17 protein-coding genes and 2 pseudogenes are annotated in these 17,774 nt (G+C 58.8%); 6 read left to right on the forward strand and 13 right to left on the reverse strand.

Annotated elements, in window-relative coordinates; genetic code table 11:
* From ACIQ39_RS03580 to ACIQ39_RS03595, 4 genes are all read right to left on the reverse strand, one after another.
* The coding region (locus ACIQ39_RS03580) for a branched-chain amino acid ABC transporter permease (protein WP_396433243.1) at window positions 1-974 on the reverse strand (974 nt) is incomplete at its 3' end.
* A gap of 4 nt (window positions 975-978) precedes the next feature.
* Window positions 979-2,013 carry a branched-chain amino acid ABC transporter permease gene (locus ACIQ39_RS03585; protein WP_396433244.1) on the reverse strand — a complete coding sequence of 345 codons (1,035 nt, stop codon included), beginning with the start codon at window positions 2,011-2,013 and terminating at the stop codon, window positions 979-981.
* 184 nt (window positions 2,014-2,197) lie between these two features.
* Window positions 2,198-3,430 carry a branched-chain amino acid ABC transporter substrate-binding protein gene (locus tag ACIQ39_RS03590; protein ID WP_396433245.1) on the reverse strand — a complete coding sequence of 411 codons (1,233 nt, stop codon included), beginning with the start codon at window positions 3,428-3,430 and terminating at the stop codon, window positions 2,198-2,200.
* A 140-nt stretch (window positions 3,431-3,570) separates the two neighbouring features.
* Window positions 3,571-5,199 carry a 3-(methylthio)propionyl-CoA ligase gene (locus ACIQ39_RS03595; protein WP_396433246.1) on the reverse strand — a complete coding sequence of 543 codons (1,629 nt, stop codon included), beginning with the start codon at window positions 5,197-5,199 and terminating at the stop codon, window positions 3,571-3,573.
* Window positions 5,200-5,409: 210 nt separating this feature from the next.
* Here ACIQ39_RS03595 and ACIQ39_RS03600 point away from each other — a divergent pair, with 210 nt between their 5' ends.
* The 6 genes from ACIQ39_RS03600 (at window position 5,410) to ACIQ39_RS03625 (ending at window position 11,439) form a co-directional block, all read left to right on the forward strand.
* Window positions 5,410-7,122: a YdiU family protein gene (locus ACIQ39_RS03600; protein WP_396433280.1), complete on the forward strand. Its 1,713-nt coding sequence runs from the start codon at window positions 5,410-5,412 to the stop codon at window positions 7,120-7,122.
* Complete coding sequence (gene msrB / locus ACIQ39_RS03605) at window positions 7,119-7,526, forward strand: peptide-methionine (R)-S-oxide reductase MsrB (protein WP_396433247.1); 408 nt, start codon at window positions 7,119-7,121, stop codon at window positions 7,524-7,526. Before ACIQ39_RS03600 ends, msrB begins: the two co-directional genes overlap by 4 nt.
* A 44-nt stretch (window positions 7,527-7,570) precedes the next feature.
* A complete protein-coding gene (locus ACIQ39_RS03610) occupies window positions 7,571-8,128 on the forward strand; it encodes a septation protein A (RefSeq protein ID WP_396433248.1) in 558 nt (185 codons plus the stop codon).
* A complete protein-coding gene (locus ACIQ39_RS03615) occupies window positions 8,125-8,397 on the forward strand; it encodes a BolA family protein (protein WP_396433249.1) in 273 nt (90 codons plus the stop codon). The genes ACIQ39_RS03610 and ACIQ39_RS03615 overlap by 4 nt, the downstream gene beginning before the upstream one ends.
* A gap of 80 nt (window positions 8,398-8,477) precedes the next feature.
* Window positions 8,478-9,251 carry a peptidylprolyl isomerase gene (locus ACIQ39_RS03620; RefSeq protein ID WP_396433250.1) on the forward strand — a complete coding sequence of 258 codons (774 nt, stop codon included), beginning with the start codon at window positions 8,478-8,480 and terminating at the stop codon, window positions 9,249-9,251.
* Between the two features lie 205 nt (window positions 9,252-9,456).
* The gene (locus ACIQ39_RS03625) at window positions 9,457-11,439 is read left to right on the forward strand and encodes a U32 family peptidase (RefSeq protein WP_396433251.1); all 1,983 of its coding nucleotides are present in this window, start codon (window positions 9,457-9,459) and stop codon (window positions 11,437-11,439) included.
* A gap of 10 nt (window positions 11,440-11,449) precedes the next feature.
* On the opposite strand, the pseudogene ACIQ39_RS03630 reads toward ACIQ39_RS03625, so the two are convergent.
* From ACIQ39_RS03630 to ACIQ39_RS03670, 9 genes and pseudogenes are all read right to left on the reverse strand, one after another.
* Window positions 11,450-11,839: pseudogene (locus ACIQ39_RS03630) on the reverse strand (type I restriction enzyme endonuclease domain-containing protein); the annotation flags it as partial.
* Window positions 11,788-11,910, reverse strand: a complete 123-nt coding sequence (locus tag ACIQ39_RS03635) for a hypothetical protein (RefSeq protein ID WP_396433252.1) — start codon at window positions 11,908-11,910, stop codon at window positions 11,788-11,790. The pseudogene ACIQ39_RS03630 and the gene ACIQ39_RS03635, both read right to left, overlap by 52 nt.
* A gap of 4 nt (window positions 11,911-11,914) precedes the next feature.
* On the reverse strand, window positions 11,915-12,244 hold the full coding sequence (locus ACIQ39_RS03640) for a hypothetical protein (protein ID WP_396433253.1): 330 nt from the start codon (window positions 12,242-12,244) through the stop codon (window positions 11,915-11,917).
* A gap of 27 nt (window positions 12,245-12,271) precedes the next feature.
* Window positions 12,272-12,565: an ADP-ribosyl-(dinitrogen reductase) hydrolase gene (locus ACIQ39_RS03645; protein WP_396433254.1), complete on the reverse strand. Its 294-nt coding sequence runs from the start codon at window positions 12,563-12,565 to the stop codon at window positions 12,272-12,274.
* Between the two features lie 278 nt (window positions 12,566-12,843).
* A pseudogene (locus ACIQ39_RS03650) lies at window positions 12,844-13,128 on the reverse strand (DUF808 family protein); the annotation flags it as partial.
* A 33-nt stretch (window positions 13,129-13,161) separates the two neighbouring features.
* Window positions 13,162-13,659, reverse strand: coding sequence for a type II toxin-antitoxin system VapC family toxin (locus ACIQ39_RS03655; protein ID WP_396433255.1), 498 nt, complete (start codon window positions 13,657-13,659; stop codon window positions 13,162-13,164).
* Complete coding sequence (locus ACIQ39_RS03660; RefSeq protein ID WP_396433256.1) at window positions 13,656-13,910, reverse strand: ribbon-helix-helix protein, CopG family; 255 nt, start codon at window positions 13,908-13,910, stop codon at window positions 13,656-13,658. Before ACIQ39_RS03660 ends, ACIQ39_RS03655 begins: the two co-directional genes overlap by 4 nt.
* 62 nt (window positions 13,911-13,972) lie before the next feature.
* Entirely contained in the window at window positions 13,973-14,341 is a 369-nt protein-coding gene (locus tag ACIQ39_RS03665) for a cystatin domain-containing protein (protein ID WP_396433257.1), read from the reverse strand.
* Window positions 14,342-14,363: 22 nt separating this feature from the next.
* Entirely contained in the window at window positions 14,364-17,768 is a 3,405-nt protein-coding gene (locus tag ACIQ39_RS03670) for an SNF2-related protein (RefSeq protein WP_396433258.1), read from the reverse strand.
* Window positions 17,769-17,774 lie beyond the last annotated feature (6 nt).

Raw genomic sequence — 17,774 nt, forward strand, 5'->3', positions numbered from 1 at the left:
ACGCGCAGGTTCATCATGATCAAACTGGCGATGCCGCCAGGTGCATACATCACCATGAACAAAAAGACCAGCCCCAAGTACAACAACCAAGCCTTGGTCAACTCGGACAGCAAGACAAAGGCAATGATCATCAGCACCGCACCGATGATGGGGCCAAAGAAAAACGTGGCCCCGCCCAAAAAGGTGAAGAGCAAATAGGCACCCGAGCGCGCGGCCCCCACCACTTCGGCTGTGACGATCTCAAAATTGAGCGCCGCCAAACCGCCTGCAATGCCCGCAAAAAAGCCCGAGATGATGAAGGCCATATAGCGCACCCGCTGGGTGTTGTAGCCAATGAACTCGACCCGCTCGGGGTTGTCGCGCACGGCATTCAAAATGCGTCCCAGTGGCGTTTGGGTGAAGGCGTACATCAAGGCCACACACACAAAGGTGTAAACGGCGATCAGGTAATACACCTGAATTTGGGGCGCATAAGTGATGCCAAAAAAGGACTCCCCCACCACGCGGTCGCCAGAGACGCCCGCCTCGCCCCCAAAAAACTCGGAAAACATCAGCGACATGGCGAACACCAACTCGGCCACGCCCAAAGTGATCATGGCAAACGTGGTGCCAGATTTGCGGGTGGTGACCCAGCCCAGCAAAATCGCAAAACCCATACCGGTCAAACCACCCACGATGGGCAGCAAGCTGACCGGGATGTGCAGCTTGCCAGCGCTCACGGCATTGAGTGCGTGGATGGCCATGTAAGAGCCCAGGCCCGTGTAGACCGCATGGCCAAAGCTGAGCATGCCGCCTTGCCCAAGCAAGATGTTGTAGGACAGACAAGCGATGATGGCAATGCCCATCTGCGCCAACATGGTGATCGACAGATTGTTGGTAAAAACCAGCGGTGAGATCGCCAGCACCAAAGCAAACAGGCTCCAGATGACCCAGCGACCGACGTTGTAGGGTTTGAATGTGTAAACAGCGGCCATGGTTTCAAGTCTCGCGAGTGCCCAAAAGACCCTTGGGTCGGAAAATCAAAATCAGCACCAAGAACAGGTACGGCAAGATGGGCGCAACCTGCGACAAGGTGAGCTTGGCAAACGAGTTGTCCTGGGTGGCGGCCGACAAGGCCCAGCCCATGTCTTTGGCCAAGGTGAGGAAGGAGTAGTCAATGGCCACCGCAAAGGTCTGGATCACACCGATCAAGATCGACGCCAAAAAGGCCCCAGACAAAGAGCCCATGCCGCCCACCACGACCACCACAAAAATCACCGAGCCCACGGTGGCGGCCATGGCCGGCTCGGTCACGAAAGTGCTGCCCCCAATCACGCCCGCCAAACCGGCCAAGCCGGTGCCAGCGCCAAACACCAGCATGAACACGCGGGGCACGTTGTGACCCAATGACTCGACCATTTCCGGATGGGTCAAAGCGGCTTGGATGACCAAGCCGATGCGGGTGCGGGTGAGCAAGAGCCACAAAGACAAGAGCATGAACAGCGCCACCAGCATCATGAAACCCCGGGTGGCGGGAAAGGTCGAGCACACCAAGCGAATGCTTGCGTCGGCTGCGCTGCACATCTCAGCAGGGGCTTTGCCCCAAACGAAACTCAGGCCGTCGACCGAATGGTTGATCAAGGTGAAGGCCGAACTGCGCAACACCTCGGGCGGCGGAAAATCCACTGCGGTGCGGCCCCATACCAGTTGGACCAGCTCCAACAACACATAGGACAAACCAAAGGTGACCAACAATTCGGGCACATGGCCAAAAGGGTGGACCTTGCGCAGCGTCAGGCGCTCAAACACGGCACCACAGGCCCCGACCAAAAGCGGGGCAATGAGCAGCGCGGGCCAAAAACCCACCCATTGTGATAGGGTGTAACCAAAATAGGCACCCACCATGTAAAAACTGGCGTGGGCAAAATTGAGCACGCCCATCATGCTGAAAATCAGCGTCAAACCGGAGCTGAGCATGAACAACAACAGCCCATAACTGAGGCCGTTGAGCATGGAGATGATGAAAAACTCCATAAAAACTTTCCAGACCCACCCAGGGCCTAACTGCATGACTGGTATTGGCTTGGTTAGCCAGCTCGGACACCACCACAGTGCAAGCACAAACCATTAAAAAAACCCGATGAACCTGCGGTTGATCGGGCCATGACCCTGCCACAGCTTACCCATCAGGCCCTCCCGAGCTGATGGGTGCAGGGGTTTAAGCAGGCCGCTTCATCTGGCAGCTGGTGGGGGTGCTGGAGATGTACGACGGATAGTCCTTGACCGGGGCCAAAGTCATGCCGGTGTTCTCTGGGCTGTAAGGGAACTTCTTGTCCGCCTTTTGCCAGACATTCATCCACAAAGGCTGCTGCAGTTGGTGATCGGTCTTGCGCATTTGCACCTCACCGTGGTAACTGTTGAAGGTCAAACCCGAGAGGGCCGCAGCCACTTTGACCGGGTCGGTCGACTTGGCCTTGGCCATTGCAGCGCCCAAAGCGCTGTAAATTGAAATCACCGAGCCGGTGTAGAAATCGTCGTTGAACTTGGTTTTGAATTCGGCCATCCATTTGCCCATCTCGCCACCCATGTTGTAGTGGTTGTACGAGATTTGAAACACGCGGCCTGCACCGCCTTGGCCCAGTGCAGTGGGCGTCCCGGTCACACCAGTGTAATAGGTGTAGAACTTGCCAGTGTAGCCGCCTTCGTTGGCGGCCTTGACCAGCAAAGCCAAGTCAGAGCCCCAGTTACCCGTGATCACGGTGTCGGCACCCGAGGCCTTGATCTTGGCGATGTAGGGGGCGAAATCACGCACCTGGGCCAAGGGGTGCAGGTCTTCACCCACAATCTTCACGTTCGGCATCTTGCGCGCGAAGTTTTCCTTGGCAAAACGCACCACTTGGTGGCCGTGCGAGTAGTTTTGGTTGAGCAGGTAGACATTCTTGATGTCTTTTTGGTCCTTCATGAACGTGGTCATGGCCTCCATCTTCATGGAGGTGTCAGCGTCAAAACGGAAGTGCCAGTAGCTGCACTTGCTGTTGGTGAAGTCGGGGTCCACTGCCGAGTGGTTTAAAAAGATGATTTCCTTGCCGGGGTTGCGCTCGTTGTGCTTGTTGACAGCCTCGATCAGGGCACCCGCAACAGATGAGCCATTGCCTTGGGTGATGTAGCGCACGCCTTGGTCCATGGCGGCCTTCAGGGCGTTCAGGCTTTCCGCAGGGCTCAGTTTGTTGTCAATGCCAATGACCTCGAACTTGACACCGGCTGGGTTGGTCTTGCTGAATTTTTCGGCAAAGAATTGGAAGCTCTTGAGCTGGTTGCTGCCCACGGGTGCCATCAGGCCCGACAGCGGGTCAATCCAGGCAATTTTGACGGTCTCGCCCTTTTGCGCGTAGGCGCCCAAAGAACAAGCGGCCAGTGCGGCGGCGGCAATCAAACGGGTGGTGGTTTTCATTCAAGGATCTCCAGCATAGTGAATTGGAACCTTATCAGCGTAACCGCTGAAATGGCGAATGGGCTCGGGGTTTGCACCTAAGGCGTATCACCCGTGCGACTTGGCGCAAGCAACTCTGTAGTGCGCGGGCGGGGTAGGCCTCACAAGCCGGGCAAGACGTAAGCGGCCAGCTGCTCGCGCAGACGGGTTTTGAGCATCTTGCCGGTGCCACCCAAAGGAATGGCGTCAACAAACACCACGTCATCCGGGATCTGCCACTTGGCGGTTTTACCTTCGTAAAAAGCCAGCAAGTCGTCTCGGCTGAGCTGTGCACCAGGCTTGGTGACCACGCACACAATGGGCCGCTCGTCCCACTTGGGGTGGCGCATGCCGATGCAGGCGGCCATCGCCACCGCCGGGTGCGCCATGGCGATGTTTTCAATGTCGATGGAGCTGATCCACTCGCCCCCCGACTTGATCACGTCCTTGCTGCGGTCGGTGATCTGCATGAAACCATCGGCGTCGATGGTGGCCACATCGCCGGTGGGGAACCAGCCATCCACCAAGGGGCTGCCACCTTCTTGTTTGTAATAAGAGGCAATCACCCAGGGGCCTTGCACCAACAGGTCGCCTGCCGACTGGCCATCGTGCGGCAGGCTCGTGCCTTGGGCATCGACGATCTTCATGTCGATGCCGAAAATGCAGCGGCCTTGCTTCATGCGCAGCTTCATCTGCTGTTCTGCGGGCAGGCTCAGGTGCTTGTTTTTCAGGGTGCACACAGTGCCTAAGGGGCTGAGCTCGGTCATGCCCCAGGCGTGCAACACATCCACCTTGTAGTTTTGCCGGAAGGCGTCGATCATGGCCGGCGGGCAGGCCGAGCCGCCAATCACGGTGCGGTTGAGGGTGCTGAACTTCAGGCCTGCAGGCATCATGTGGCCCAGCAACATTTGCCACACGGTGGGCACACCGGCGGCAAAGGTCACGCCTTCGGCTTCGATCAACTCGTACACCGATTTGCCGTCCAAGGCCGGGCCGGGAAACACCAATTTGGACCCGGCCATGGCCGCGCTGTAGGGAATGCCCCAGGCGTTGACGTGGAACATGGGCACCACCGGCAAGATGGCATCGCGCGCCGAAATGCACATGGAGTCAGGCAAGGCAGCCGCGTAAGCGTGCAGCACGGTGGAGCGGTGGCTGTACAAAGCGCCCTTGGGGTTGCCTGTGGTGCCGCTGGTGTAGCAAAGGCTGCAGGCGGTGTTTTCGTCGAGTTGTGGCCAGAGGTAGGTGTTGGCTTGCCGGCCCATCCAGGCCTCGTAACTGACCAAGTTGGGGATGCCGGTGTCGGCGGGCAGCTTGTCCGCATCGCACAGCGCCACATAGTGGGTGACTGTTTTGCAGTGCGCGTGCAGGGCTTGAACCAAGGGCAAAAACGTCATGTCAAAACACAGCACCTGGTCTTCGGCGTGGTTGGCGATCCAGGCCATTTGCTCAGGGTGCAGGCGGGGATTGAGGGTGTGCAACACGCGGCCCGAGCCGCTCACGCCAAAGTACAGCTCCAAGTGGCGGTAACCGTTCCAAGCCAAAGTGGCGATGCGCGCACCCTGCGGGATGTTTTGGCCATCCAGCGCGTTGGCCACCTGGCGCGAGCGGCGTGCCACCTGGGCCCAATCGCTGCGGTGGATGTCGCCCTCCACTCGGCGCGAGATGACCTCGCTGTCGCCGTGGTGCTTTTCGGCAAATTCGATCAAAGAAGAAATCAGCAGCGATGGCTGTTGCATCAGTCCCAGCATGGGGTGGTCTCCTGGTTGTAGGGGTGTCTCAAGCGGCACATTGTGCACCGCCAAGCGCTTGCCTTTGGCCCCTCCATCACCCACCCCTGGACATAAATCATTCAAAACCCCGTCAAACCCCGGGTGCTTGTCAAGGGCGTGACAATCAGCGCCATGCCCTTTGATCCATCCGCTGCCCCCTCCATCGTCCCAGACCCTCAGCTCAAGGACATGCCCCTGCTGGACTGGACCCACCGCCTGACCCAGTTGGGCCCCCGCTTTTACACCGCCTTGCAGCCCACACCCGTGGCCGCGCCCCGCTGGGCAGCCCGCAATGAACGCTTGCGCACCGAACTCGGTTGGCCTGAGGCGCTGTTCGACACCGCGCACTTGCAAGCCTTTGCAGGCAACGCACTGATGGCGGGCTCTGAGGCCTTGGCCACGGTGTACAGCGGTCACCAGTTTGGCCAATGGGCCGGCCAACTGGGCGATGGACGGGCCATTTGGCTGGGTGAGGCCCAATCCGCCCAAGGCCCGCAAGAGATACAACTCAAAGGCGCGGGCCGCACGCCCTACTCGCGCGGCGGCGACGGCCGCGCCGTGCTGCGCTCCAGCATCCGCGAGTACCTGTGCAGCGAAGCCATGCACGGTCTGGGCATTCCAACCACGCGGGCGCTGTGCCTGGTGGCCTCACCAGAGCCCGTGCGGCGCGAGACCCTGGAAAGCGCCGCCGTGGTGACCCGCGTGGCCCCCAGCTTTTTGCGCTTTGGTCACTTTGAGCATTTTTCGGCCCAAGGCGACGTGGCCAGCTTGCGCACCCTGGCCGACCACGTCATCGAGCACCACTTGCCCGAATGCTTGGCGCGCGCAGGCTTGTGGCAAGGCAATGTGTACGCAGCCTTGCTGGATGTGGTGCAAGAGCGCACCGCCCGACTGCTGGCCCAGTGGCAGGCCGTGGGCTTTTGCCACGGCGTGATGAACACCGACAACATGAGCCTGCTGGGCTTGACCATCGACTTCGGCCCTTTCCAATTTTTGGACGGCTTTGACCCCGGCCACATCTGCAACCACTCCGACCACCAAGGCCGCTATGCCTATGGCCGCCAGCCGAATGTGGCGTACTGGAATTTGTACTGCCTGGCCCAGGCCCTGGCGCCGTTGATTGACGACCAAGAGCTGACGCTGCAGGTGCTCGAAGGCTACAAGAGCCAGTTTCCGCGCTTTTTGGGAGATGCGATGCGGGCCAAACTGGGCCTGACCGGGGCATTGGCACCGGAGTCCGAGCGCGAGGCAGACTGGACCCTGGTCGAAGACCTGATGCAAATTTTGGCCTCTGAGCGCACAGATTACACCTTGTTTTGGCGTCGCTTTTCTCAGGCGGTGGCGGCCGGCAAGGCCAACATGGATCGCCACGCTTCGCTCGCGATGACGGATCCCGAATTGCCCGTCACTGCGAGCGAAGTTTCCGTCACTGCGAGCGAAGCTACCGTCACTGCGAGTGAATTTCCAGTCACTGCGAGCGAATTTCCCGTCACTGCGAGCGAGGCTACCGTCACTGCCAGCGAAGTTACCGTCACTGCGAGTGAATTTCCCGTCACTGCCAGCAAATTCCCCGTCACTGCGAGCGAAGCGTGGCAGTCCATGGACGACTTGTTCATCGACCGCGCCCGCTGGCAGGCCTGGTTGGCACGTTATGCCGAGCGCACCGACCTGGCCCAATGGCCTGCCATGGGCCAGCAGATGCTGCGCACCAATCCCAAGTTTGTGCTGCGCAACCACCTGGCCGAAACCGCGATTCGCCAGGCCCAAGCGGGCGATTTTTCTGAAATAGAGACCCTGTATAACTTGCTACAGTCACCTTTTGACGAGCATCCGGGCATGCAGGCCTATGCCGACTTGCCGCCCGACTGGGCGGGTCAACTTGAAATCAGCTGTTCATCATGAGCAAAATCACCAAAACCGACTCCGAATGGCGCGAACTGTTGGCTGCCAAAAACGCCGAACCTGTGGCCTATGCCGTCACCCGCCAAGCCGCCACCGAGCGCCCCTTCACCGGCAAATACGAAGGCCATTGGGCCCCGGGCCGTTACCGCTGCATCTGCTGCGCGGCTGAATTGTTCGCCTCGGACACCAAATTTGACGCCGGTTGTGGCTGGCCCAGCTTTTCACAGGCCTCGTCCGAAGGCGCGATCGAAGAGCGCGTGGACATCAGCCACGGCATGCGCCGGGTGGAGACCGTGTGCGCCCAGTGCGGCGCGCACTTGGGCCATGTGTTTGAAGACGGACCCGCGCCCACCGGCCTGCGTTACTGCATGAACTCCGCTTCGTTAGACTTCGAAGCTTCTTGACAGCCCAGGGCCGCTGGCTCCTCAGCGGCCAATCCACCTCATTCATGAAACTTATCCTCGACTTTTTCCCCATACTGCTGTTTTTTGGCGCTTACAAGATGGCCGACATCTACACCGCCACAGCGGTGCTGATGGGGGCCACCGTGCTGCAAACCGCCATCATTTACAAAATAGATGGCAAGCTGCAGACCCTGCACAAGATCACGCTGCTGCTGGTGGTGGGTTTTGGTGCCCTCACTTTGGTCCTGCAAGACGAACGCTTCATCAAATGGAAGCCCACGTTGCTTTACACGGGCTTGGCCATGGCTTTGGCGATTGCCCATTGGTGGATGAAAAAGAACTTTTTGCATCTGCTGTTGGGCCAACAATTGCAACTGCCCGCACCGGTTTGGAACCGGCTGAACCTCTCTTGGATGCTTTATTTCCTGTTCATGGCCAGCATCAATGCCTACGTAGCGCACTACTTCAGCACCGAAGCTTGGGTCAACTTCAAACTCTGGGGTTATGCGTTTCCCTTGGTGTTCATCTTGCTTCAAGGCATTTACGTCTCGCGCCACTTACCCAAAGACGATGACGCTGCTGCACAGGTCGATAAAAAATGAACACGGTTTCCTTGCCTTTGAGCGCGCAAATCCATGCCCGCCTGGTGGAACGTTTGCTGCCCACTGAGCTGCGTGTCACCGACGAAAGCGCCCAGCATGCCGGTCATGTGGGTGCCAACGACAGCGGCCTGGGCACCCACATGCGGGTATGCATAGCCTCTCCTTTGTTTGCAGGACTCGGTCGCGTTCAGCGCCACCGCCTTGTGTATGATGCGCTGCAAGATTTCATTGACCAAGGCTTGCACGCCTTGGCCATCGAGCTGATCTGAACCCGGGCTGCACCGCCGGTGGCAGCCCTTTTTTTAAACCTTAAATTTAATCCTGACCCCAAGTCATTGAGGAAAAAACGATGAAAAAACAAATGCTCAGCGCCGCTTTGGTGGCCCTGCTCGCAGCCCCCGTCCTGGCGCAAAACCTGGCTGTGGTCAATGGCAAGCCCGTGCCCTCTTCGCGTGTCAAAGCGCTGCAACAGCAAGTCGAGGCCTCGGGTCGTCCGGTCACGCCTGAAATTTTGGCGCAAATCAAAGAGCAGGTGATCGCCCGCGAAGTCTTCATGCAAGAAGCCAAAAAGCGCGGCCTCGACGCCTCTGACGACTTCAAAACCCAGATCGAATTGGCCCGTCAATCGATTTTGATCAACCAGCTGCGTACCGAATTTCAAAAGAAAAACCCGGTGACCGATGCCGAGATCAAAGCCGAGTACGATAAATTTGTAGCCGCCAATGGGGGCAAAGAATACCGTGCGCGCCACATCTTGGTTGAAAAGGAAGACGAGGCCAAAGCCCTGATTGCCGACATCAAAAAAGGCGGCAACTTTGAAGACTTGGCCAAAAAAGCCTCGAAAGATCCAGGCTCTGGTGCCAACGGCGGTGATTTGGATTGGGCGGCGGCAGACAGCTATGTGCCCGATTTTTCGAACGCCATGGTCAAGCTGGCCAAAGGTCAAATGACCGACGCGCCAGTCAAAAGCCAGTTTGGCTTTCACATCATTCGCATGGACGACGTGCGCGAAGCCCAGTTGCCCAAGCTGGACGAAGTCAAGCCGCAGATTTCTCAACAGCTTGAGCAGCAAAAACTCAGCACCTTCCAAGAAGGTCTGATCAAAAAAGCCAAGATCCAGTGATCTGCATCTGACCGCCTGAAAAAACGCGACCTCGGTCGCGTTTTTTCATGCATTTGCAATGTCTGAGCTTCACTCTGGCTGTGCAGCCACGGGCCGGGAATCAGAGGCGTTTGGCTTTGCCACATCACCCCAAACCGCTGACGCAAGCCCAGCGCTGCGTGTCTGCCAGAGTGAGCAACTTCGCAAGCTGGGATAATCCCAAGCCATGCAGCCTCACCAACTCGAACTCCTCGCCCCCGCCCGCACCTTCGACATCGGCATCGAAGCCATCAACCACGGGGCGGACGCGGTCTACATTGGCGGCCCCTCTTTTGGGGCACGGTCCACAGCCGACAACTCGGTGCAAGACATTGCCAAGCTGGTGCAACATGCCCACCGCTTTCACAGCCGCATTTTTGTCACGCTCAACACCATCTTGCGCGACGACGAACTGGAAGCAGCCCGCCAACTGGCCTGGCAGTTGTACGACGCCGGCGTGGACGCGCTGATCATCCAAGACATGGGCTTGCTGCAAATCGACATGCCACCGATACAGCTGCACGCCAGCACCCAAACCGACATCCGCACCCCCGAAAAAGCCAAGTTCCTGCAAGACGCAGGCTTGAGCCAAATTGTCTTGGCCCGCGAACTGACGCTGCCGCAAATCAGCGCCATCCGTGACGTGATCGACACCGAACGCACGGTGATTGAATTTTTTGTCCATGGCGCTTTGTGCGTGGCCTACAGCGGCCAATGCTTCATCAGCCATGCGCACACCGGGCGCAGCGCCAACCGGGGCGACTGCTCACAGGCTTGCCGCCTGCCCTACGAAGTCAAAGACGCACAAGGCCGCATCGTGGCACACGACAAACACGTGCTCAGCATGAAAGACAACAACCAAAGCGAGAACCTGCGCGCCTTGGTGGATGCGGGCATACGCAGCTTCAAGATCGAAGGCCGCTACAAAGACATGGCCTATGTGAAAAACATCACGGCCCACTACCGCAAGCTGATGGATGAAGTGCTTTCTGAGCGCCCCGAGTTGGCTGCCGCCTCGCACGGCCGCAGCACCTTCAGCTTCGAGCCCGATCCGAACCAGAACTTCAACCGCGAGTTCACCGACTACTTTGTGCAAGGCCGCAAAGAAGACATCGGCGCTTTCGACACGCCCAAAAACCCGGGCCAGCCGATTGGCTGGGTCAGCAAAATAACGCCCGAACACGTCGAGATCACCACCGACGACCCTGCCTGCGAGCTGCACAACGGCGACGGGCTTTGTTATTACGACCTGCAAAAGGAATTGGTGGGCCTGCAAATCAACCGCGCCGAGGCGCAAAAAGCCAAAGGGGTTTGGCACTTGTTCCCCAAAGACCCGATGGGCGGTTTCAAAGACCTGCGCCAAGGCGTGCAGGTCAACCGCAACCGCGACATGCGCTGGGTGCGCACGCTGGACAAAAAGTCGGCCGAGCGCCGCATGGGCGTCTGGATGCAGCTGGCCGAAATCCAAGGTGACCAGGGCGAAGGCCTGCAACTGACGCTGACCGACGAAGTCGGCCACACCGGCACAGCCCAAATGAACATCGCCTGGCAAGCGCCCAAAGACAGCCCCCAAGCCGAGGACAAACTCCAAACCGCCTTGGGCAAACTGGGCGACACCTTGTTTGAGGCCATCGACGTGCAACTGGCCCCGGGCCGCCCCTGGTTTGTGCCGCCCTCACAACTGAACGCCCTGCGCCGCGACGCCGTGCAGGCCCTCGAAGCGGCCCGTGCCGAAGGCCTGCACCGCTTGCCGCGTGCCGTGCCCATCGACCCGCCCGCGCCCTACCCCGAAGACACCTTGACGTATTTGGCCAACGTGTTCAACCAAAAGGCCCGCGACTTTTATGCGCAACACGGTGTCAAGGTCATCGATGCGGCCTACGAAAGCCAAGAGGAATTGGGCGAAGTCAGCCTGATGATCACCAAGCACTGCGTGCGCTTTAGCCTCAGCCTCTGCCCCAAACAGGCCAAAGGTGTGACCGGCGTTCAAGGCACCGTCAAAGCCGAGCCCATGCAACTCATCAACGGCAAAGAAAAACTCACCCTGCGTTTTGACTGCAAACCTTGCGAGATGCACGTGGTCGGCAAAATCAAAAAGGCTGTGCTCAACGCCGTGCCCGAAAGCCCGGTGCAGTTCTACAAATCACGGCCTGTGGTGGGTTTGCACTGAGGGCTGGGTATCAACTGCCCCACTCTTCGCCCAAGTTCTGGGCCTGCTCCAACACCAACTCCACTGCGTTATCGGCCTGATCGGGCGGGTATTTGTATTTCTTCAAAATCCGCTTGACCATCAAGCGAAGCTTGGCCCTCACACTTTCGCGCTCTGACCAATCCACCGTCAGGTTGTCGCGCAAGCTCTGCGTGAGCTCTTGCACGATTGTCTTCAGTGTTTCGTCTTGCAATTCGCGTATGGCTGGCTTGTTGTTGGCCAGTGCGTCGTAGAACTTCACCTCATCGTCGTGCAGGCCCAGCTGCTCGCCACAGCTGGCCGCCTCGCGGAACTTCTTGGCCATGGCGATCAGCTCTTCCATGACCTGCGCGGTTTCGATGCTGCGGTTTTGGTAACGGCGACATTGAGCGGCTTGTAGCCAACCGAGGCCAGCCAGCCCTGAGCTTCTTGTTCGAGTTGGTCTTCGATCACGAAATCAAGCCGCTTTACGCTCAGGGATCAATGCAGGCTGCTGTTTGGTTTTGGCTACTTTGATTTGGGTCTCCAGAATGTGCTTGAGTTCAGCAGGCACAAAGCGCTGCAACACATCGCGCATCAGCGGCTGGTAGCCCACGCCGTGAAACTCTGCAATGAGTTTGTAGTTGCGAATCAGGTCTTTGGGCAAACGGATCGAGATTGCCTGCAACTCCAGTGCATCTTCCAGAGCCTGTTCGTGGCTGGCATCGGCCAAACCTACAAATTCGACTTCGGCACCCAGTGTGCGGGCATCCCATGCTTGCTCTGTATCTTTGATCTTTTTGGTCATTTGAAATCTCCTTGGTTGCACAGCGCTTTAAGCAGCCATGCCAAAACGCTCATAGATCGCCAACTCCACATCGTTGGGTTCATAAGCTGTTTTGAGTATCACCTGAACACCTTTTTGTATATACGCAATTTTGAGCTTGCGATTCTGGTTCGTCAGGGCAATGAACCACAAAGTGGGTGGGTTGGTTTTGGTCAATGCTCTGTTGTCATAAAGCAATCGTCCCTCTCTGTTAGAAAAGCAATGTTCTACTTCTCGGATGGTCACTTGATGCTTCTTTAGCAGCTTGATTTTGATGGCCTCAGAAACGACCAGGTTCTTCATTTACGCCCCCTATTGTATATACATAACCAAACGCTCTGGTTGCAGCCTCACCCTATTGCCTGGCAGATTCAAAAGTGAAGTGCAACACCTGCCAATTCTGTAAGGTCCGCAGATGCAAATTACGCCATCCAAGCACTATCAACCTATTTCCGGCAGTTGAAGTCTCACCAATCGTCTGCAAGCTAGACTGGTAGCCAGTTTCAACGGATTTACAGAGGTCACCAAATGAGTGAAGCCAAAAGACGCCAACGCGCTGTCCAAACGCAAGCCCTTGAGGCCATGGCGGTGGGCACCAAGATGGCTTTGTTGAGCAGCGAGCCTTTGGCCACGGCCCAGACCACCGGCAATTCGCGGTTGGCTTGAACGCCTGAGACCTGCTGGGCGTTCAGGGCCAGGTCGTCGCCCAACACGCCTGCGGTTTTTTTGGCGGCCATTTTTGTCATGGCGGCCACATCGTCAGCCGCTGCGGCGCTTTGGCGCGCCGCCACTTTGGTCATGGTGGCCACATCGTCGAGCAAGGTGGCGATGTCGTCGATCAGGGTCAGCAAACTGGAGGCGGCCATTCGGTGTCTTTCTTCAAGCTGTTCAAAAGCGCGTCAGCGCAAGAGGTTTTGCAGGGCTTGGCCCTTGCCATCGCGGTAAACGTCGAAATCTCGGTCTATCGACACCACATGCCGAATGCCCAGGCGTTCGGCGGCTTCGGCCACTGAGGCGTCCGCCAAGTCCAGCGGCAAGTCGGCAAAGCGCTGGCAGATGGTCAGCACGCTGGTCAGGCTCCAACCGATGGGCGCATCGAGCTGCACCGCCCCGCGCTGCACCCATTGCAAAAAGTCCAGCGCCGCCGCGTTGTGGATGCGCCGGGCCAGCAAGGCGCAGACCTCGGTCAATACCGGCCAGGTGCTGTGCAAGCGCACTTGGGGGTGGGCCTGCAGCCAGGCCAAGGTGGGCGCATGCCATTTGTCGCTGCGGTTGAACAAGGCCAACAAGGGGCCGCTGTCGATGAGGGCGTCTTGCACCGGCAGATGACGCAAAAACTGGGCATGCGGTTCTTGCGCGCTCAAAGCCAGCGGGGGGGTGGCCAGATCGGCACTCATGTCCGTCGCCCCTTTTTGTCCTCCCAAGCGTCAAGCAACTGGCTTTTGCGGGTTTCGGCCAGATCCATCGGGCCGCTGAATCGCCCAAAAACGCCCTCGCCCAGTGCAAATGCCGATGTGGTGACCGCTGGCTGGGCGAGGTAAGCGGTGAGCGCATCGCGCATGACTTCGCTGATGCTGCGGCCTTCTTGGGCGCAACGCTGGCGCAAGGATTTTTCAAGGGGGTCTGGTAACTTGACGGTGGTGGTCATGCTGGCATCTCCGGGTAATAAAAATATTATTACCGATCAAACCTCGCATGTAAAGCGCTGCATCAGTCCAACCAGTCCCACGAATGAAGGCGATAAGCACCATCGGGTTGTCGCCACACCTTGGCTTTGGCTTGACGAGGTGTGCCATCCATCGTCACTTGGAGTTGCAGTTCAAAGTTGAGACCTGCCACGACTTGCTGGCGTGCCTGGGTCACGTCTTTGTAAAGTACCCGTGCCTTGTTTTGCACTGCAAAGGTCTGCACCGCAAAACGGGCGGCTTCTTGCACCTCGGGGCTGAAAGCATCGGTGGACGCCCAAGCACCCGGCAGGGGGGCGGTCGCTGGCAGGGGCACAGGCGGCTCGGGGCTGCAGGCGCTCAAAGAACCCAAAGCCAAAGCACAGGCCAAAGCCAAGCCAGGCAGGGTTTTCAAGCGCCCAATCATGCCCACCCGCTCAGCCCAAGGGCTTGAAAAGCTCTTTCAAGTCCGACTCGCCAAACAGCGGCTCTTTGCGCTGCACCGCGCCCGAATACATGTCTTGCGCCAGTTGCGCTTTGCGCGCTTGCAAGGCCAGCATGCGCTCTTCAATCGTGCCTTGGGCCACCAGTTTGAGCACCCACACGCTTTGGGTTTGGCCAATGCGGTGGGCCCGGTCGGTGGCTTGGTTTTCCACGGCGGGGTTCCACCACGGGTCGTAATGGATCACCGTGTCGGCCTGCGGCAGGTTCAGGCCCACGCCACCGGCTTTGAGGCTGATAAGGAAGAGCGGCACCTGCCCGCTGGTGAACTGGTCGATGATGGCGTCGCGGTTTTTGCTTTGGCCCGTCAGCTTGACCCAGGGAATGCCCAGACGCGGCAGCTCTTGCTCGATCAGGCTGAGCATTTGGGTGAACTGCGAGAACAGCAAAATCTTGCGCCCCTCGGCCACCATCTCGGGCAGCATGTCCAGCAGTTGCTCCAACTTGGCCGATTGCTTGACCTGACTGGCCGCGCCCAACTTGAGCAGGCGCGGGTCGCAGCACACTTGGCGCAGCTTGAGCAGTGCATCCAAAATGGTGATTTGCGACTTGGCCAAACCTTGCGCACTCAAAGCATCGCGCACGGTTTTTTCCATGCCCAAACGGATGGTTTCGTACAGGTCGGCCTGCTTGCCCTGCAGGGGCACGGGCATCAGGGTCTCGACCTTGGGCGGCAGTTCGCTGGCCACCACGTCCTTGGTGCGGCGCAGCATGAAGGGCGTGATGCGCTTGCGCAGCTGGTCCATCTTCTCGCTGTTGCCTTGACGTTCTATCGGGTTGCGAAACAACTCGCCAAAGCGCTTTTGGCTGCCCAAAAAGCCAGGCATCAAAAAGTGAAACAGGCTCCACAGCTCACCCAGGTGGTTTTCCATGGGCGTTCCCGACAGGCACAAGCGGTGCCGCGCCGGGATGTCGCCCACGGTTTGCGCTGCGTGGGTGGTGGCGTTTTTGATGTTTTGCGCTTCGTCCAGCACCAGGAGGTGCCAGTGGGTGGCCATCCACAATTCGCGGTCGCGGTGCAACAAAGAGTAAGGCGTGAGCACGATGTCAAAACCGCTCAGATCTTGGGCGCTGTCATGCCGCGTCAAACCGTGGTGGATGTGGGTGCTCAAACTCGGGCAAAAGCGCGCCGCTTCGCGTTGCCAATTGCCCAGCAGGCTCACAGGGGCCACGATGAGCGCCGGTTGCGTGAGGCGACCGGCTTCTTTCTCGGTCAGGATGTGCGCCAAGGTCTGCAAGGTTTTGCCCAAGCCCATGTCGTCGGCCAAGATGCCGGCCAGCTGGTGGGTGCGCAAAAACTGCAACCAGTTCAGGCCCTGGTGCTGGTAGGGCCGCAAAGTGGCCTGCAGACTGGCTGGCAGCGCCACCTCGGGCAAGTGGTCAAGCCCGCGCATTTGCTGCACCAAGGCATGCAAACTGTGGGCTCCGGCCCAGGCGACGCCTTCGCCCAAAGAGGCGGCGGTGCGCAAAGCCTCCAGGCGCGATAAGCGCAGTTCATCGCCACCCCAGTCGCGCCCGCGTTCTGCCACCAGCTCCATGAGCGTGGCCAGCCAAGGCTTCATTTTGGCGGTGGGCAATTTCACAAAGCCCTCGCCTTGCAGGTCGGGCAGGTACAAAAACGGCGGCAACTCTGTTTTTTCGCCCTCGGCGCTGGCGCTGCTCAGTTGCGCCAGCGTCTGCAAGATGCTGGGCACCCAAGGCAAGATGTTGACGCGTTGGCCGTCGATGTCCATGCCCAAAGACAAATCAAACCACGCTGAGGTCTCGGGCGCGTCTTTGTCGCTGGACAAATCGATGTGCACTTCGTCCGCGTATCGCAGCCAAGGCGATGGGCCGGCCACAAACCGCACGTCCAAACCTGCTTGGCGCAGGGCAGCAAAGTCAGTTTCCAGCCAACCGATCCAAGTCTGCTGCGAACGGGGCAACTCGGGCGGCAAAATCAGGGTGTTCTCTTCAAAAACAAGCAGACCCAGTGCCTCAAGTGCTTGCCACGTGCTGCCCTCGCTTTGCAGGTCGCGCAGCAACATGCGGGCTTGCGCGCCCTGCCCCACCATGACACGGCTTTGTGTGCCCGGCCAAAAACCACGGTGGCCTGCGTAGTCAAAACTCAATTCGGCCGTGAACAGGCCCAACAGATCCCGCTCATCGGCACTCACCGGCGCGATGTCGAGCACGGCCGTGGGCTTGGCCCCTCGAATCTCGGGCATTTGCTGAATCACGGGTGGCAAAGGCACCGGCCCCAAACGTTCGAGCAATTGGTTTTGAAATTTGAACGCCACGCTCTCGGGCAAAACGGGTGAGTGGGACAAAACCTGCAGCTCGTTGACGCTCAGACCTTGCGTGTCCAGCGGACCGCAAAGGCCTTGCACCATGTCCATGAAAAAAGGCGGCTGGTTCAAGCCGTACACCACACCCGGGCGAAGCGGCTGCATGCACAACTGCCAGCCATCGGGCAAAGGGTCTTGGCCTTTGACCTCGCGCCACACCCCGACCAAAGCTTCGCTGGCGTCTTGCCAGCGCAATGAGATGCCCTGCTCCGACACCAAACGACCGGTTTGGCTGCACAGCTTCAAGAGCAGTTGTCCGGGCATGCCGTGCAGTTTGACCTCGCTTTGAAAACCATAAGAGCTGAAGCTGTTGGCAGCTGGACAGGCCTTCAACAAATCAAAAATATCTCGGTCCAAGGGGCTGCTGGTTTGCCAGATGGGGTCGTGCGCAGGCGGTTCATGGCTCAGCTTTTTAGCCTTAGCCCATTCGCCATTGCGTTTTTGTGAGGCCCGTTTCACTGCCAGGTGAAACACCGGCTTGTAAGCCGTCTGCACCACCGACAAACTGTAGACCAACTGGTCGTGCGTGCCGCCGAGCAGAGCACTGGCGACCGGGCCGTTGGCGTTTTCCAGACGCGTCAACCAGTCACGCACTTGGTATTCAGCATGGTTCAGCGCCCGCTCTTTTTCCATGTGCGAGCGGCGCACCCGAAGCTCGGGCGAAGGACCTTCTGGGCCCCACTCGTTCAACAGGGCCCGACCTTGCATCGAGGCCAAAATGCCCAAAGCCGCGCCGTGCTTGCAGTAACGCCCCACCGGGCAAGTGCAACCACTGCGCCACTCGGCCAGATTGCCCCCGGCACTCACGCGCAGTTCGGCATTGACCGCATAGGGCTGCACATCGTTGCCTTGCACCTGACCTTGCAAACGCCAGCCGTCGCCGTCAGGCGACAGCTGGGACGACAGCACCTTGTCTTGCAGGTACAGCGTGGTGCCGCGCGACCAAGCGCCTTGGTCAAAATAAAACGCCAGCTGCGAGGGCGGAAACCACTGGGCTGGGTTGTTGGACTTCATGTGTTG

Source organism: Limnohabitans sp. (assembly GCF_044361645.1).
Taxonomy (GTDB): Bacteria; Pseudomonadota; Gammaproteobacteria; order Burkholderiales; family Burkholderiaceae_C; genus Limnohabitans_A.

Coding starts and splice junctions, on each gene's coding strand:
- ACIQ39_RS03585 (WP_396433244.1), bottom strand. CDS start 2,013: ATGGAGTTTTTCATCATCTCCATGCTCAACGGCCTCAGTTATGGGCTG.
- ACIQ39_RS03590 (WP_396433245.1), bottom strand. CDS start 3,430: ATGAAAACCACCACCCGTTTGATTGCCGCCGCCGCACTGGCCGCTTGT.
- ACIQ39_RS03595 (WP_396433246.1), bottom strand. CDS start 5,199: ATGCTGGGACTGATGCAACAGCCATCGCTGCTGATTTCTTCTTTGATC.
- ACIQ39_RS03600 (WP_396433280.1), top strand. CDS start 5,410: ATGCCCCTGCTGGACTGGACCCACCGCCTGACCCAGTTGGGCCCCCGC.
- msrB (WP_396433247.1), top strand. CDS start 7,119: ATGAGCAAAATCACCAAAACCGACTCCGAATGGCGCGAACTGTTGGCT.
- ACIQ39_RS03610 (WP_396433248.1), top strand. CDS start 7,571: ATGAAACTTATCCTCGACTTTTTCCCCATACTGCTGTTTTTTGGCGCT.
- ACIQ39_RS03615 (WP_396433249.1), top strand. CDS start 8,125: ATGAACACGGTTTCCTTGCCTTTGAGCGCGCAAATCCATGCCCGCCTG.
- ACIQ39_RS03620 (WP_396433250.1), top strand. CDS start 8,478: ATGAAAAAACAAATGCTCAGCGCCGCTTTGGTGGCCCTGCTCGCAGCC.
- ACIQ39_RS03625 (WP_396433251.1), top strand. CDS start 9,457: ATGCAGCCTCACCAACTCGAACTCCTCGCCCCCGCCCGCACCTTCGAC.
- ACIQ39_RS03640 (WP_396433253.1), bottom strand. CDS start 12,244: ATGACCAAAAAGATCAAAGATACAGAGCAAGCATGGGATGCCCGCACA.
- ACIQ39_RS03645 (WP_396433254.1), bottom strand. CDS start 12,565: ATGAAGAACCTGGTCGTTTCTGAGGCCATCAAAATCAAGCTGCTAAAG.
- ACIQ39_RS03655 (WP_396433255.1), bottom strand. CDS start 13,659: ATGAGTGCCGATCTGGCCACCCCCCCGCTGGCTTTGAGCGCGCAAGAA.
- ACIQ39_RS03660 (WP_396433256.1), bottom strand. CDS start 13,910: ATGACCACCACCGTCAAGTTACCAGACCCCCTTGAAAAATCCTTGCGC.
- ACIQ39_RS03670 (WP_396433258.1), bottom strand. CDS start 17,768: ATGAAGTCCAACAACCCAGCCCAGTGGTTTCCGCCCTCGCAGCTGGCG.